Source organism: Facklamia sp. P13064 (assembly GCF_050409425.1).
Classification (GTDB): Bacteria; Bacillota; Bacilli; order Lactobacillales; family Aerococcaceae; genus Facklamia.
Window position 1 is genome coordinate 40,135 of the sequence record NZ_JBNUPM010000006.1, and the last position, 13,606, is coordinate 53,740.

Annotated in this window: 13 protein-coding genes; 7 read left to right on the forward strand and 6 right to left on the reverse strand. The window is 34.0% G+C overall.

Translation table 11 applies throughout. From position 1 onward, the window contains the following. Window positions 1-68 precede the first annotated feature (68 nt). Entirely contained in the window at window positions 69-839 is a 771-nt protein-coding gene (pflA, locus tag ACQV2S_RS03780; protein WP_428873406.1) for a pyruvate formate-lyase-activating protein, read from the forward strand. 83 nt (window positions 840-922) lie between these two features. On the opposite strand, the gene ACQV2S_RS03785 is transcribed toward pflA, so the two are convergent. Continuing rightward, window positions 923-1,168: a DUF819 family protein gene (locus tag ACQV2S_RS03785; protein WP_428881773.1), complete on the reverse strand. Its 246-nt coding sequence runs from the start codon at window positions 1,166-1,168 to the stop codon at window positions 923-925. 1,155 nt (window positions 1,169-2,323) lie between these two features. Between ACQV2S_RS03785 and ACQV2S_RS03790 the strand changes: the two genes are divergently transcribed. Continuing rightward, window positions 2,324-3,253, forward strand: coding sequence for a manganese-dependent inorganic pyrophosphatase (locus ACQV2S_RS03790; RefSeq protein ID WP_428885042.1), 930 nt, complete (start codon window positions 2,324-2,326; stop codon window positions 3,251-3,253). A 49-nt stretch (window positions 3,254-3,302) separates the two neighbouring features. Here the strand turns inward: ACQV2S_RS03790 and ACQV2S_RS03795 are convergent, their stop codons facing one another. Further along, window positions 3,303-5,015: an Rqc2 family fibronectin-binding protein gene (locus tag ACQV2S_RS03795; RefSeq protein WP_428873401.1), complete on the reverse strand. Its 1,713-nt coding sequence runs from the start codon at window positions 5,013-5,015 to the stop codon at window positions 3,303-3,305. A 99-nt stretch (window positions 5,016-5,114) separates the two neighbouring features. After that, window positions 5,115-6,284, reverse strand: a complete 1,170-nt coding sequence (locus tag ACQV2S_RS03800; RefSeq protein WP_428885043.1) for a helix-turn-helix domain-containing protein — start codon at window positions 6,282-6,284, stop codon at window positions 5,115-5,117. A gap of 200 nt (window positions 6,285-6,484) precedes the next feature. Here ACQV2S_RS03800 and ACQV2S_RS03805 point away from each other — a divergent pair, with 200 nt between their 5' ends. The 4 genes from ACQV2S_RS03805 to ACQV2S_RS03820 all read left to right on the forward strand — a co-directional run bounded on the left by ACQV2S_RS03805 (window position 6,485) and on the right by ACQV2S_RS03820 (window position 10,438). Next, entirely contained in the window at window positions 6,485-7,630 is a 1,146-nt protein-coding gene (locus ACQV2S_RS03805) for a CapA family protein (RefSeq protein WP_428885044.1), read from the forward strand. 80 nt (window positions 7,631-7,710) lie between these two features. Further along, complete coding sequence (locus ACQV2S_RS03810; RefSeq protein WP_428885045.1) at window positions 7,711-9,375, forward strand: LPXTG cell wall anchor domain-containing protein; 1,665 nt, start codon at window positions 7,711-7,713, stop codon at window positions 9,373-9,375. Between the two features lie 55 nt (window positions 9,376-9,430). Next, complete coding sequence (locus ACQV2S_RS03815; RefSeq protein ID WP_428873397.1) at window positions 9,431-9,787, forward strand: thiol reductase thioredoxin; 357 nt, start codon at window positions 9,431-9,433, stop codon at window positions 9,785-9,787. 24 nt (window positions 9,788-9,811) lie between these two features. Further along, the gene (locus ACQV2S_RS03820) at window positions 9,812-10,438 is read left to right on the forward strand and encodes a hypothetical protein (RefSeq protein ID WP_428885046.1); all 627 of its coding nucleotides are present in this window, start codon (window positions 9,812-9,814) and stop codon (window positions 10,436-10,438) included. 143 nt (window positions 10,439-10,581) lie between these two features. On the opposite strand, the gene ACQV2S_RS03825 is transcribed toward ACQV2S_RS03820, so the two are convergent. Then, window positions 10,582-10,722, reverse strand: a complete 141-nt coding sequence (locus ACQV2S_RS03825; protein WP_428885047.1) for a hypothetical protein — start codon at window positions 10,720-10,722, stop codon at window positions 10,582-10,584. 375 nt (window positions 10,723-11,097) lie between these two features. Between ACQV2S_RS03825 and ACQV2S_RS03830 the strand changes: the two genes are divergently transcribed. Next, window positions 11,098-11,547, forward strand: coding sequence for a hypothetical protein (locus ACQV2S_RS03830; protein WP_428873394.1), 450 nt, complete (start codon window positions 11,098-11,100; stop codon window positions 11,545-11,547). Window positions 11,548-11,590: 43 nt separating this feature from the next. Here ACQV2S_RS03830 and ACQV2S_RS03835 read toward each other — a convergent pair whose 3' ends face one another. Both ACQV2S_RS03835 and ACQV2S_RS03840 read right to left on the reverse strand, forming a co-directional pair. Continuing rightward, window positions 11,591-12,946, reverse strand: a complete 1,356-nt coding sequence (locus tag ACQV2S_RS03835) for a putative glycoside hydrolase (protein WP_428873393.1) — start codon at window positions 12,944-12,946, stop codon at window positions 11,591-11,593. 19 nt (window positions 12,947-12,965) lie between these two features. Beyond that, entirely contained in the window at window positions 12,966-13,598 is a 633-nt protein-coding gene (locus tag ACQV2S_RS03840; protein WP_428873392.1) for a YkyA family protein, read from the reverse strand. Window positions 13,599-13,606: the final 8 nt, after the last annotated feature.

Below are 13,606 nucleotides of genomic sequence, written 5' to 3' on the forward strand. Positions count from 1 at the left end.
AAACTTCAGAAAAAGGGACTGAATTTTATTTCAGTTCCTTTTTCTAAAAGTTAGATGGAGGAATTGAAATGTCAGAAGTAGCACAAGCAATTAAAGGCTATGTTCACTCCACAGAAAGTTTTGGTTCAGTTGATGGACCGGGTATTCGCTTTATATCTTTTATGCAAGGTTGTCGAATGCGATGTGAATTTTGCCATAACCCAGATACTTGGAAGATGACGGGTGGCAAGGAATACAGCCCACAAGACTTATTTAATGAAGCCATTCAGTATCGTGCTTTCTGGGGAAATGAAGGGGGAGTCACTGTATCAGGTGGGGAACCCTTATTACAGATGGATTTTTTAATCGAATATTTCAAAATATGTAAGGCCAATGGAGTACATACAACCATAGATACTTGTGGCCAGCCTTTCACTTATGAAGAGCCTTTTTTTAGTAAATTTCAAGAACTGATGATGTATACGGATCTGCTTTTGTTTGATATAAAACATATCGATCGTCAAGGCCATATTAAACTAACCGGCCATCCAAATGATAATATTCTTGAAATGTCACGCTATTTATCAGATATTAATAAAGCCGTCTGGATCCGTCATGTATTGGTTCCAACAAGAACGGATTTTGATGAATATTTATACCGTTTATCCGATTATGTAGCCAGTTTAAATAACGTCTTAAAGTTTGAAGTTTTACCTTACCATATGATGGGTGTTTATAAATACACTGCATTAGGCTATCGATACAAATTAGAAGGTGTAGAACCTCCAACTAAAGAAAGAGTCGAAAATGCCAACCGTATACTGCGCTGTGCAGAATATACCGGCTACCTAAAATCATAATAAAAAAATCTGTAACCATTCAAATTTAATGGGTGGCTACAGAATTTTTTTTAGCAATTTTTTCTAATTAGTAATTAGATCAATTAACCGCCAACTAAGAATTTTGTAAAATAAGCGACAGCAATACCTACATAGTTACCTACAGCTCCTGCTAAAACTCCTAAAATTAAACCACTATCAATAAGAGACTTCCAATTAGCTGCTGCTGCTGTTAGAGAAGCTGTTGGACCACCGACGATACAACCAACAATTGAAAGAATCATGTATCCATATTCTATCTTAAATAGACGACAGATCAACAAGTGTAAAGTCAAACCTCCAACTAACATTCGAAAAACTAAAATGTCATGGTTAAGGTAGAACCTACAAATTGCTGCCAGTCAACTGCAAAACTAATAGTTGAAAAAACATTAAGGATAAGAAGAGTCCTAAATCTAAATTAGCACATAGTTTATTATTGAGCTAGACCGATAAAACGGTCGTTAACAAGATTAAACGAACAGCCTTCCAAATAGTCTCCGGCATGTAAGCTTTTGAAAATGCTGTAGTCAAAATATTTATACCAAAACCAATGGTTAATAGCTAAGCAGTTTCTCTAATGGACCACTCTTTATCTGACATCAATGCTTTCGTGTCACTAGTTGAAGGTTCTTCTTCACTTAAATGATAAGGCCAAAACTTTTCCCAAGCTTTTGAAGCTTTAAGCATAGGTGGCGCGGCGAGCATAAAGATTATTAAAGGGGTAGCAATAACGTAATCTGACGCGTTAGCAGCCGCAATGGTTTGATGACTAGCATCTAAAACTGTTGCAATAGTCGTTAAGTTAGGAGTACCACCAGTGTAGGTCGCAACAAACGTCCCAGCGATCTTTTATCCTTCATCCATATAAGGGGAAAAATGAAGGCTAAGATAGTTGCAATCACCATAAGAGATAAAATGCCTGAACTTAAAGCAATCACCGGATTTTTACTTTTTTAACTCAACTAAATCCATACTTAGCATGCAAATAATAATACGGACGGGAACTAGAAGTGAACTTATAGCACTATACACTTTATGACTGATAGGCACGACTCCTGTATTAGAAAAAATAATTCCAATTACAACAACAGTCAGGACCGGTCCTAACGATTTAAAAACTTTGTATCTTTGCAAGAATAACGCAACTGCGATCATGGATAAAACAATGAAAATAAGACCATTAGGTCTAGTTAAAACGCATCCACACAATCATGCCTTTATTATTTCTTTTATAATTCTACCATAAGTAGAAAAACATAATATTAAATTGTATTATCAATATAGCTAATCTATATTAAAGCAAAAGCCTATAATCTAACTAAATAATCATGTAAAAATTTTTGAAAATATTTATTATTTTTATCTTTTTAAAAACTTACTTTAATTATCCTATGTCAATAAGGATTCAAAAATTTATTAAAAAGTGATAAACTTAGACTGTAATTTAATTTAGGAGGATAAATATGACAAAATACTTAGTTTTTGGGCATAAAAAGCCAGATACAGATACTATTGCTTCAGCCATCGCTTTTGCCTATTTCTTAAAGCAAGAAGGACACCAAGCAGAAGCAGTCGCACTGGGTGAAATATCAAGTGAGCCAGCTTTTGCTTTAGAAAAATTTGGTATCCAACCACCAAGAATTATTAATACAGCTGCTAATGAAGTGAGCCAAGTTGCTCTAGTGGACCACAATGAGCCACAACAATCAATAGACGATATTGATCAAGTTCAAATTGATTATGTCATTGACCACCACCGCATTTCAGGCTTTAATACAGCTCAGCCTCTTTATTACCGTGCGGAGCCCCTAGGGTCAACAGCCAGTATTCTTTATAAGATGTTTCAAGAATATGGCTATGAAATTCCAGCAGATATTGCCGGCATGATGTTATCTGCTATTATTTCAGATACCTTGTTATTCAAATCTCCAACAACAACCGAAAAAGACAAGGAAATCGCTGAAAAATTGGCTGAAATAGCCCAAGTTGATATTCAATCATATGGTTTAGAATTTTTAAAGGCTGGAGCTGATCTTAGTAAGCAATCGGATGAGGAAATTGTTGATGGGGATGCTAAAAACTTTGTCATGAACGATCAAAATATTCGTATTGGTCAGACAAACATTATCGGCTTTGACGAGATTTTAAGTCGTAAAGAAAATCTTTTAAAAGTAATGGAAGATAAGCGAAAAGAAATGAATCTTAAACTCTATGTGCTAGTGATTACGGATGTCTTAGAATCCGATTCTATTGGTTTGGTGGTAGGGGCGGATATTAGTGTTGTAGAGGCAGCTTTCAATACTAAAGTTGAAGATCATCAATTTAATTTACCAGGAGTAGTTTCACGTAAGAAACAAGTGGTTCCTCCATTAACAGCAGCATTTAACAAATAAAATGAATTCCAGCCCTCAACTTTATATTAAAGTTGGGGGCTGGAATTCATTATTCTTTTAATGAAAGACGTTTAATAACAGATGCCTGAGGTGTCACATAAAGTGTTTTTTGGCCTTCATAAATAACGAAGCCAGGTTTAGAACCGTTAGGTTTCTTTAAATGTTTAACTTGGACGTAATCAACAGGCACATTAGCAGATTGTGAAAATTTAGAATAATAGGCCGCTAATTGAGCAGCTTCTACAAAGGTTTCTTCACTAGGTTTATCACTTTCGATAATAACGTGGGCACCAGGGATGTCCTTTGCATGAAGCCACCAATGGTTTTTAGATGCTTTTTTGAGGGATAAGTCGTCATTTTGTTGATTGTTTCTACCGACATAAATCATGACACCATCACTAGATTTAAAGCGACGGGGTTTAGATTGGTTTTTTGCTCGCTTTTTACTTGAAGAAGGCTTCTGTCCCACATAGCCTTCATTAATTAATTCTTGCTTAATCGATTCAACATCTTCAAGATCAGCTTGCTTAAGTTGGACTAAAATACCTTCTAAATAATCAATCTCAGCGCGGGTTAAGCTTTCTTCACGATTAATATATTTGAGAGCATCCCGATATTTTTGATACTTTTTAAAGTAAACTTGAGCATTTTCAACAGCATTTAATCGAGGATTTAATTGGATATCCATTGGCTCGTCATTATTATAAAAATTAGCCAAGGTCACCTGGTATTCCTTATCATTAATTTGATAGGCAAAGGCATTTAAAAGTTCACCTTTAATGCGATAGTCATCAGCACTTGCTGCAACATGTCGGTCAATTGAAAGTTTTTTCAATTTTTTTTGATTTTTATCAATCACTTGCTTTAATTTATGAATAATATTACCCGATAATTGCTTGACCCTATCTAAATGAACCTTTTGGTGAGAATATGCATAAATTAATTCGGAAAGAGAATCGAAGGCCACTTCTGTTCCTGGTAAATTTGCCAATTTAAAAGCATAGAAATAAACATTTTTTTCCGTTTGATAAAGAGTAGGAGAGGGGAATTCAATGGCTGATTTAACTCTTTCTAAACTGGCCAAACTAGATAGATTCCCACCTTCATCAGACATCCAAAAAGCAATCTCTTGTGCAAGAAGTTTTCCCATTCCTTGTACGCATTGGAAGGCTCTCCCTTCTCTTAGAATCGCTTCATTCTGATGACTAAATTCAAACAATTGAGAATCATTCAATTCAAATAAGTTTACTTGTTGTCTGTTGCGGGGAGGTCGCTTGAATTCTGCTCCTGGAGTGAGTGAACGATAAGCGTTTTGACTATCTGGAACATGCTTAATACAATCAATAATGGTTTGTTTATTCTGGTCGACTAGAAGGATATTTGAGTGTCGCCCCATCAATTCAAAGGTTAGCAGGTATTCTTGGTCAACACCTATTTCATCACGACCGGTAAAATAGAAATCAATAATCCGATCGTTCTCATATTGCTTGATATCAATAATGAAGGCAGATTCCAAGTATTTTCTTAATAACATGCAAAACATAGGGGCCTGTTGTGGATTGGCTGATTTCTCTTGAGTTAAGTATAAAGAAAAATAATTCGGGTGAACCGAGGCGGCTAGGCGATGATTGGTTCGGTTAGCACGTATAACTATTTGTAATTCTTGTTCAAAGGGTTGGTAAATTTTATGTACACGTCCTGCTTTTAATTGTGATCGTAACTCTTCTACTAAAGCTCGTGTAAAAAATCCATCAAATGTCATCGTCTCACTCCTCAAAAATGTCTGTTATTTATTATAAAACAAATAGGCCCTTTAAGCTAGTAAGGGCCTATTGAAGAGATTTCTTTACATAGAAATGAACTATTTCACTATTGATTTGGCATAGTTAGAAGGACTAATACCAAATTCTTTCGAAAAAGCTCTTGAAAAATATTGGATGGAACCATATCCTAATTCATTAGCGATTTCAGAAAGAGTCATTTTAGATTCATGAATTAATAGCTTACTTTGTTTTAAACGTAAGCTGTTAATGTATTGTTTAGGGGTTTGTCCTATATATTTATTAAATAAGCTTTGGAGGCTGGAGCGAGAAATATTGAAGACTTCTACCAGATCATTTACTTGATGAAGCTGACCGACATTCTCTTGGAGAAAATCAATGATTGATTGGAACAAGTCATTTTCATAATTTTCTCGCATGGAGGTAGACCTTTCAGTTTCTGTTTTATTCTCACCGTTGTGAATTTGCGTAAGTATTAATTGGAGACTTGTGACCATTTCATCATAATAGAAAGGACATTTATCCTCAGAAATAGCCGCTAAATTGACCAAGCGACTTACAAGTTGAATTTGACGATGACCAAGATGAATTGGCCTTTGAGCGATCGATTCGGCTAAGCCTTGACCAGAAAATAAAATGGAAATCAGTGTAGTCATCCCTTCTTCTTTAAAGGCAATTTGATTTTTTTGTCCTGGAAAAATTAACCAGGCGGAATTTTTTGATAAAAGAATCTGCTTATTATAGCTTACTTCTATCGAAGCTTGTCCTTGATCGACGATAATTAACTCATAGTAATTTTGTGGATGGTTGAGTATCCGTTCACCGCTTGAGTAGACTTGGTAATCAAGACCGAAGACATTTTCAATTTTAAGGCGTTTTATTTCTTTTTCTACCTTTATAGCTTCTTTTAAAGTAATAATTTGTGGTTCTTCATTTTGGCTGGGTTCCAAATAAAGTTTACATTCTGCAGTTAGAGAGAGGGTATTAAAGTATACACCCGCATTAAGCTGAACCGCATTCTGTAAGATAAAAAATTGAAAGGATTCTTTTTTATCTGGAGTATCCGTCATCACTAATAGAGCTAATCCTTTATGTTCAGTTAGGATAACTGGCTTATTAAAACGTAGTAGAGCTTGTGATCGATCCCTTTTAATGGTTACTAAACGATTAAAGGGTTTAATTTGTTGGTGGTTAGTCTTGACGGAGGTAAAATATTTCGAAGTGGCGTTCTTGGTCGATTGCTTATACATGGTAAACTCCTTTCTGCTTCTTATGTCTATTATATCTTAATTAGGATAAAAGCACTATTAATCTTTAGAAGTTAAAATTGTTCTAAAAATTATCTAAATTAACTTATATTTAAATAAGTTCTTTTAATTCAATGAAGCTAGAGTAAGAAGGTTTTGTTTGTTATAATATATTTAAAATTTCAGATAAAGTAGGTAATGTGATGAAAAGAATAAATCGAATTTTGAAGTATGTGTTCGCTATTAACTTCTTTGGGATGATTCTCTTTATTTCTAAGCCATTTTTTACGAGAGTTTATGCAGAAGAAGAGGTTAGGGCTGAAGAAACTCAAGCAGTCAAAGAAGATACTAAAGTAAAATATGTAACCATTCGATCAATTGGCGATATTTTATTACATGATAGTGTTTATTGGAGTGCCCAAACTGGTTCAATGAGTTATCAATTTGATCCAATGTTTAAAGAAGTGGCAAAATATGTCGCTAATGCTGATATCACGACAGCCAATATGGAGACCTTGGTGGCCGGAAATCAAATGGGAGTATCTTCTTATCCTTTCTTCAATGTTCCAGATCAAATTGTCGATAGTCTATTAGCGATGGATGTAAATATTGTTTCAACCGCCACTAACCATACCATGGATTTCGGAGCTAAGGGGGCGCATCTTTCATTAGAAATTCTTAAAAATAAGAAAATGGAATATGTCGGATCCTATTCATCTTGGGACGATTACAACCGTCTACGGATCATTGAAAAAAATGGCATTCGAGTAGGATTTTTAAATTATACTTATGGTACGAATGGTAACCCAATTCCTCAAGATGAAAGATACTTAGTGACTCTGATTGATGAAGAACTTATCCCATTAGAAATTCAACATTTAAAAAGACAATGTGATGTAGCTATCGTTATTTATCAATTTGGCGAAGATGCTTTTTTACCAGTTGATTCTCAAATTAGATTAACTCAATTGGCTATTGATGCAGGAGCAAACTTTGTTCTAGGAGGACATTCTCACATTATGCAACCCATGAAACGTTTTAACGATCATCAAGGTGCTTGGTATTCTCATGGTAATTTTTTGTCCGGCCAAGTAAGAGCATATGAAAAAGTCGGTGGAATTGGAGAGTATACCTTTAAGATGGATGTTGATGGAAAAGTTACTTTAGATTCTATGCGATTGATGCCAACTTATAATGTTGGCTATCCAGAATGGTCTTTTTATCAAGTAATTCCATTAGCAAAGGCTCAAGACTTTGGTCTGTGGAACGGTGATCGTTTATATGAAGAAGTAGAGCAACGATTCACTAACTATGAAAAAGACCTTGATTTTGTACCTTATTTAGATTAACTCTATAAAGGATAGCATCTTTTTGCTCTCTATTCTGTATTTACAACTAGTTACTTACAAAATAGAGGATTGGGTGAATTATGAAAAGGATAATAGTTGTTTTAATGCTCTTTACTCAAAGTTTCAGTTTACCGAATGTTCATGCTCAAAAAGGTGAAATGACTTATCTCAAAAGCCAAACCGATAAAAATATGGTATCTTTAGAAGCTTGTCAAATACTTTTAAGAGAGACCCCACTGACTTCTTCAAATAGTCAAGAAATAATCTCAGATAAAGAGTTACAAAATCAATTTGAAGCCAATCAAGTGCGCATGACAGCCATTAATGAACGCTATCAAATTTTGAACCAAGAAATTATTTCTATTCAAGAAGGGCCTAGCAATTCCTTGAACGAGGCAAATCTTGCATTGGAAGAGGTCATTGAAACTCTTTACCAAAATTTATCAATTGAGCAGCAAGATTTTGTTTCCCTATCTGCTCAAGAGCAATTAGCCTTAATCAGTCAAGATGAAACAGTTATAGAATGGCAAGCTTACATTGAAGAGTTGAATCAAATTTTGGATCAATATATTAGTGAACAAGCCGAATTAGAAGCAGAATACCAACAATTACTCTATGATAACGAAACTTTAGGGGATCAAATTCAAAGTAGTAAGGAAACAATGGCCCAACTTAGTCAATGCCAGCTTTATCCTTATTCAACAACTGCTTACCTTATCAATCAAGAAAATATGCAATTAGACGCTTCTGATCTAGCGACTTTAATCGTCTCAATCGATAATTATTTACAAAAGATTGTCCCCAAAGCCTATGCTAAAGTTACTTTTCAACAAATTTATGATCTTTTTAATAAAAAGATGACTGTTGAAGAACTAAATAATAAGCTTACTGACAAGGAAGTGATTGTATTAGATGATTTTACTTTTGCCTCTTACCAATATGCAAAAGAATTGAGCTTATTTGATATCGAAGTGATGGCTTACCAAGCCTTGAATAATTATTATATAAATAATAAGGCTGAAGTTTATCACACTGTTTATAGTAATTTATTAAATCTAAAAGAAAGCCAATTACATTACTTTTATCTAATTAATAGTGAATTATTTGAAAATCTTAAGCATTATCTTGCAAATTATCTTAACCAGCATCAATTAATTAGTGATGAAAACATCCAACAAATTAAAACACTTCATGACCGTTATCAAATGAAATTAGTTTTATATAATGAGAATAATCAGACTTGGTCAGCTAATTTAGGGGCTGATTCGGGCTATTTATTAGAATATCAGGCAAAAGACTTACTTCAAACTCAAACGCCTAATAATGAATCAACAGATATGGCTAAAGAAGATGTAAAGCATGATCAGCCAGTAGATCAGGTCAAAAAGAACCTAAATGATAGAGGGTTACTCAAACTAGAAGATAAGCAAATAGCAAATGAAACGGATAAACAGGATAATTTAGCCTTCTTAAAAGACAAACTAGCCAATAAGACTAAAGGCAAAAAAGCCAGTAATTTAGCTAAACCCTCTGATAAAGATAAAAATATAAAAGACAAGACGCAATCAAATGATAAAAAATCACAAATTTTACCAACTACTGGTGAGCAAAAGTTCTATCTCAATATCGCATGGTCTCTATTGATAATTGGCTTAATCGCCTTATTAATTAACCGCTACTTTAAACAGCTTCAGCATAAAAAGCGAATACAAGATCATCTTTTCAATGAGGAGGATCTATTTTAGTTTCACTATTTAAAAACTTTCGATATAATAAACCTAATCGAAAGGGGCGTTTTATATGGATATAAATGATTTTAATGAAGCAGTTAAGCACTTTAAGCAAATAGATAGTCATGAAGCTTTTGAATTAATAGAAGCAAAAGAAGGGAATCTTATTTTTGTAGGTCGTGAGACTTGCCCATATTGCCGTTTGTTTGTTAGTAAGTTAGCGGAAGCTGCGATTACAAGTGATTTAAATGTTTATTTCTTACATTCACAAACTCAAAATGACCTAGAAGGAACACAAATGTTCCGTGAAAAATATAACGTTGTCACAGTTCCTGGATTAGTTTATGCTGATTCGAATCGTACAGAAACAGTTTGCGATTCTTCTATGAAAGTAGAAGAGATTATTGATTTTGCTAGAGCATACTAGCTCAGTTAACAGAGGAGAGTAACATTGCAAGACAAACAAAAACAAGTAAAAACTCCTAAAAGCCCAATTGTCTGGTTTTTCATTATGATTATTCTATTCTCAGCTACCATGTTGTTACGGCTAAAAAGTGACTCTATTCAAGAAGCAGGTCAAAGTTTTGGAATACAATCTCAAGTTGCTAAGGAATCATCTGAATCCTTAGCACTTTCAACAACAGAAACAACTGAGTCAAGCACTAAGACCAAGCCTGACCAAACTAGTCAAACAACGGTTGAAGAAAGTTCTATTTCATCTCAAGAATCTGATCAAATCAGAATCTCAACAACTATCGAAACGATAGAAAAAATTGAATCCAGTGAAAGTTTTGAACAAGCCTATACTCAATTACCACCAGCTAAAACTTATTCTATTTTTCAATTTAAAAACAATGAAATTCAAGACCGATTTGTAAAACGTGCTTTTGAAGTGATGATTCAACGTCTCATTGATGAAGATAAATTTTTCTCTGCTGTAGATTATCAATTAACTATCGATCCAACATTGGACGATAATATCTATATTTTGCATCTAGAGGAAAAATACGCTGATCAATTAATAGAACGAGGGTATTACCGCTTTGATTATCGTGGAAAGAAAGTTACTAAATATTAAGTCAAAAAGCTCGGTACGGATTTAAGTGTCCTTATCGAGCTTTTTAAATCATAATTCTTTACTTAGCCAAACCCATTCCCCAATTTGATCGAATTTGCGTTCAAATTTAGGAAAATTTCCTCTGATTATAAAACTTTAGGTTTTTAAAAATCGATCTGATTTTGTTGATGAATCGGTAGACATGTAAGCAAGTTGATGATTTCTTTGGCTTTTAATCGACTTTCTAGTTCTTGATAGAGTAAATTTTTAAGTGTCCATTCATCATGCTCTGCTAATAAATACATAGCAATATTTGCTGAATGTTAATATGCTCTGCGAGGCGAAAAAGGGTAGGCATAGGCGAAGCCAATTATCTCTTGATCCATAAGAATTAGAAGAACGGCATGACTTTCTTGATAGCGAGTGACTTTTTCTTCAAATTTTTGGTTAGAAGGAACAGGACTTTCCAAAGTTAGCTGACTGTTTTGAATAAAGTCTTATAAATTGTTTGAATATCGTCAATATCACAAGGTCTAGCATCCTTGATGCTTATAAGTGGCATAAGACACCTCCTTTTGATATTCTATAATAAATATTTGAGCTTAAAATCAAAAATCATTGAAAGCGTTTACCTTTATAGTTATAATGAAAGTGTCAATTAAGTTAGAAAGGATGATCAGATGAGTCATAAAGTTTATACCAATTATTGGATGAATCGTCGTGATAATGTTGTGAAAGAACATGGATCTTACGCTACAGAGTCAGAAGCTCTCAGAGGGATAAAAGCTTGGTGGGAATTACAAAAAGATAATTACAAAGATGTTGTGGAAAGACGAACCAATTCAGGAGCTTTAGAAATCACTTACGGGGATAATAATTATTATTATCGTATTGTTGAAAGGGAGATGGATGAGGAACTTCCTTCATTGAAAGTAAAATTAAGGAGTCAAGGAGAAATTGAATCCTTAAGGAAGAAATATTTATTAGAAGATGAGCAAGTTTTATTTGATGAATTAGCCGAGCCTTATCGCGACCGTTTAGTCGAGGCTATGGGAGACGGTAAAAAAGTTCAAGATTACATATACGACCTGCAAGGTCGCATGATACGTCCTCTAAAAGTTGATAAATAATAAAATAAAAGAAGCTGAATATCCAGCTTCTTTTTTGTATGGTTTAGTAATAGTATTCATTACCTGAAGACTCAGGAGCGTAATCTACGCCTTCGTTAAAGATACCAGATGGATTCCAAAGAAGAAATTCAGTAATTCCATTTTCTTCCAAAGCAACAATTTGTTGTTGAACTTGAAGAGGTCCATATTCTTGATAGGTACCAGGTGCCAGATTCCAGTCAGTAAAGTCTTGTAACCATGGACGACTATTTGCCGCATTGGTAATATTTTTTAGGATGAGGTTTTCAGAATACATATATTGATCAACTAAGTTATAAGGTTCTAAGTCAGGAGCCGGTATACCAAAAAATCCTAAACCCCAGTGAGAAGGGTAGATCATAGAAGAAATCGTATCGACTCTTTCAGCAATTTGTTCAAAATTTTGACCGATTCCACGTACATCAGGAGCGTCCCCAGCAATTGCAGTATATCCAAAGATATCAGCTGAAACATCTGCGCCATATGGGGCTAATTTATCATTGGCTTCTTCTAAGAAATCATTAATGGCATAAACCCTTTCTTGTCCAAATTTTTCAGGGTCATCGGTTACATAGGTTTGATAGTTACCAATATTATAATCTAGTTGATCTGAGAAAGTTTGGAAACCTTCAGGGAAACGAACATAGTCAAATTGAATATCTTTAAAACCTAATTTAGCAGCTTCGATAGCAATAGTAATGTTGTAGTCCCAAATTTCTGGAAGGAATGGATTAATAAATTTAGCACCATTACCATCCTGCCAAATTTCTCCTGTTTCACTATCTTTAAAGGAATATTCAGGTTTTGCTTCAGCCACTAGTCGATCTTTGAAAGTTACAATGCGAGCGATTGGATAAATTTGACGTTTTTCTAATTCTTTCAAAAGTTCTTTAATATCTACATTGTTATAAGAATTTTGATTAACTAAAGGATTGTCTGTTTCTAATTTTGTTTGAATAACCCCCTCATCATCCTTAAAATCAATAACCACTGCATTTAAGGCGGTGGTTTCAACATAATCTAATAGGTAGTTTAGTCGTTCAGGATCAGAAAAAACAGAAGGAGCAAGATAAATGCCTTTAACACCTTCTTCAGGATAGGTAATATCGATGCCTGAATCATAAAAGAGGACAGAAGGTAGTTTCTCAGGTGCGGTAAGAATGGGATTATTGTGAGGCGATAAGCCCTCATAAGTATTATTTTCTCCTTGATTAATGCGGTTGTTGAATGCCACTACTTCTTCATCTGAATAGGCTAAGACTACTTCTGGAAGTTGGACTTTTTTGGCTTCTTTTTTATCTTCTACTTTTGGTTTACATGCTACTAGCAAAAGCATTAAAAAGGAAAGTAAAGTCAATTGTAAAATGCGTTTTTTATTCATTTAAATCACCGCTTTCTAATTATTTGCCTGTAAGATTAACAAGGTAGACTTTTAAATTAACTAAGAGTGTATTTAAAGGTTCAAAGTATTCGAGAATTTGATCTAAGTTCATATTATTTTCCGTATATAAAAGATTAACATTATCAAAAACAGCGAAGAAACTCTCATGATCAATTTCTTCACTAGTGATAGATTGATAAGACTGATCTTCTATTTCAATGTTTTCAAGATAATTAGAAATATAGATATCTGTTTTATCACATAGATTGGTCGTATATTCAATAACTTTTGTTATTTGATCTTTGGGAAGTTGATCGTTTTCTGGTATGTCTTTAAGCTCTTGGCATAATTCAAGTAATTGCTGACGGCTTTCTTCCATTTCAGCTAATAAATCTTTGCGCTTTGCGATGTTTTTGTTAAGAGGATTATCACTCTGTCCAAAGCCGGATAAATCTTCACTTAAATTAATGGTCGCTTCAAAATCTTGTTGAAGATCCAATTCACGGTTTTGAATTTCACTAATATTTCCAATAATTAGAGTAACATTGTCTTGGATGAGACCAACAGTTCGTTTAGCTCTTTCTAATGAGTTTCCACAAGCAATAATGAGAATAGATAGGCTTAGGAGGATTAATATTTTTTTTGTTTTCATCGTTTCTC